The organism is Pedobacter sp. 01N416 (assembly GCF_056399685.1).
In genome coordinates this window covers 1-2,816 of sequence record NZ_JBFTRT010000622.1, presented here as the reverse complement: position 1 = coordinate 2,816, position 2,816 = coordinate 1, and the positions used below count along the sequence as shown (strand labels likewise).

At 36.9% G+C, this 2,816-nt stretch carries 4 protein-coding genes; all 4 read left to right on the top strand.

Annotation, left to right across the window (positions count from 1 at the left end):
- Positions 1-1,330: UDP-N-acetylglucosamine 4,6-dehydratase family protein (locus AC1DND_RS24790; protein WP_477585222.1), on the top strand; the 1,330-nt coding region annotated here is incomplete at its 5' end.
- Positions 1,331-1,464: 134 nt separating this feature from the next.
- Positions 1,465-1,881, top strand: coding sequence for a helix-turn-helix domain-containing protein (locus AC1DND_RS24785; RefSeq protein WP_051691792.1), 417 nt, complete (start codon positions 1,465-1,467; stop codon positions 1,879-1,881).
- A gap of 154 nt (positions 1,882-2,035) precedes the next feature.
- Positions 2,036-2,593 (top strand): hypothetical protein, encoded by a 558-nt coding sequence (locus AC1DND_RS24780; RefSeq protein ID WP_477585221.1) that lies wholly within the window; start codon positions 2,036-2,038, stop codon positions 2,591-2,593.
- Between the two features lie 41 nt (positions 2,594-2,634).
- The coding region (locus tag AC1DND_RS24775; RefSeq protein ID WP_477585220.1) for a hypothetical protein at positions 2,635-2,816 on the top strand (182 nt) is incomplete at its 3' end.

Here is a 2,816-nt window from a genome sequence, read left to right as displayed (position 1 = left end):
CCACTCTTGCTCGGTAGCGTTATTAAAAGAAAAACACAATATAAAAAAGATACTTTTTGCAGAAGATGCACTAAACACTTTAAATAAAAAGAAAATTATCGATATCTGTGTTAACGAAGGTATGAAAGTAATTATGGTGCCACCATCAGATAAATGGTTGTACGGGAAGTTGGATTCGCACCAATTACGTGATCTGAAAATTGAAGATCTGCTGGAACGTGAACCGATTAAGCTCAATAAAAAGAATATTCTTAAAGATTTAAGCGGTAAATGTATTTTAGTTACAGGCGCTGCGGGTTCTATCGGATCGGAGATTGTTCGGCAGGCCTTACAGTACAATCCTAAATCTGTAATTCTCTGCGACCAGGCAGAAACACCGCTTCACGATTTAAAACTCGAACTGGAAGATAACTTCCAGGACGCGAACGTGAAGATATTTATGGCCAATGTGCAGAATTTAAACCGGATCAGAACATTATTCGAACTCTATAAACCTGAAATTGTTTTCCATGCTGCGGCTTACARACATGTTCCCATGATGGAGAATAATCCAGCTGAGGCCATTTTAACCAATGTACTGGGCACTAAAAACATGGCCGATATATCAATGGAATTTGGCGTAGAAAAGTTTGTAATGATTTCGACCGATAAAGCCGTTAAGCCAACCAATGTAATGGGGGCATCTAAACGTTTGGCCGAAATTTATATTCAGTCACTAAACAGTCCTGAGATTATTTCAACTGGTGAAATTACCACACAAGCTTCGCGCACCCGTTTTGTAACTACCCGTTTCGGAAATGTTTTAGGCTCAAATGGCTCTGTTATTCCGAGGTTTAAAAGCCAGATAGAAAAAAGGGGGCCTATAACAGTAACCGATCCGGAAATTACCCGCTATTTTATGACGATTCCGGAGGCCGTTCAATTGGTAATGGAAGCCGGAGCAATGGGTAAAGGGGGAGAGATATACCTTTTCGATATGGGTAAGCCAGTTAAGATTGTCGATTTAGCTGTAAATATGATCAAATTAGCGGGTTTAACACCTTATGTGGATGTCGATATTGTGTTTACAGGTTTAAGGYCAGGAGAGAAGCTGTATGAAGAGCTTTTGCTTATTGACGAAGAAATTATACCCACCCATCATCCAAAAATTAAAATATCGCAAAAAGTAGCTTACAATTATTTGTACGTTAATCAGATTATTAAAGATCTGATAGTGCTGAATAACGATGGCAACGATTTGAATATGGTGAAAAAAATGAAAGAAATTATACCCGATTACATCAGTAATAATTCAAGATTTGAAGAATTAGACCTGTTGGTTGCCAATTAATTACCGTAAAAATACCCTAATAAAATTATTTTACTTTTGTTCGTGAAATAATTATTAAATTGCATTAAATAGTAATAGTCGTCCCAGATTGTTGATCGAGTTTAAATGTTTTATTTTAAATTAAATTAACTGCTATGAGTTTAAATGTAGGCCAAGTTCTTGAGCGTGTTGTACGCAGAGATAGAATGGGGATAAGTGAATTATCCCGGAAATTAAATGTAAGTAGAAGAACTATTTACAATTGGTTTGATCAGAAAAGTCTAAACCCTGAAATTATTTGGAAAGTGGGTACCGTAATCGGTCACGATTTTTCTGTTGAGTTACCCGAAACTTTTGCTAAAAACAGTAACTATATCCACGAAGCTTTAGATGCACATACAGGGGATCAAACCAAAGGTGATGCGAATTCTGTATACTTCTGGATGAATAAATACATCAAGTTACTTGAAAAATACAACGAAATATTAAGCAATAACAACATAGATAAGAGTGTTTCTGAAACGGTTGCACATCATACTATGCCAAGAAATAACAATCGGTCTATTTCTTAAGCCATCGCTGGTATTTTAATTTATTTTAAACCCATATCTTCTTAGGGTTTACCATCCCCGGTGAACTCTCCCTTTTTTTTATAGTATCTCTCTAAATAATTCACCATAAGTACAATTATGGTGATGGATTTCTATTCACTAAAATTTCGAAATCATGAAAACAATTAACGCACTAACTCTACTGTTGCCATTGTTTGCTTTTCAAGGCGCCAAAGCACAATCGCAGGTTTATGGTGGTACCGGTATCCGGTATTCTGTTGGTATTGAAACAGGTTTGGCTACTGGCTATTTGGCCAAAAAGTACGAGGCACCGCTTGGCGTTTCCGTTCAGGCAGAATTTCCCATCACTGAAAGCATTTTATATGCCTCGGTAAATACCGGATTCAATAACATTTTTGTATCGGGCAACTACTCCCACCTGGTAGATGATTTACAGCTTGTACCAGTTAAAGCAGGCTTAAAATATTTCTACAGAAGTAATCTTTATCTGCAGTCGGAAATAGGTTTCTCCTTCCTTTTAAATAAAACAAATTGTGTTGAGGGCAAAAAAGCTGCGTTTGTATACGCGCCACAGGCAGGGATGATATTTTATCTGCACAACAATAATTATATCGATACAGGATTACGCTATGAAAGCAATGGCAAATTCTATCACTGCGACCATACGAACAACTTTGTAGGCTTCAGAATCGCCTGGGGCTTCAGTTTATAAAACGGGCATTCCTAAGTAATCATCTTTAATAAGCTTCATAAATGAAAGCAAGTATACAATACAATACGATGAACGGATTGTGGATCCTTTTTATTGATTGTAAATATGAGGATTCTCCGAAATACATTAGGATGATTACGAAAATTATAATCAAAATGTTATCAGGAACAGTCATTCCCGGCAATCGGCGAAGGGTTAGATCTGGCAGGCATTACCTGATCCA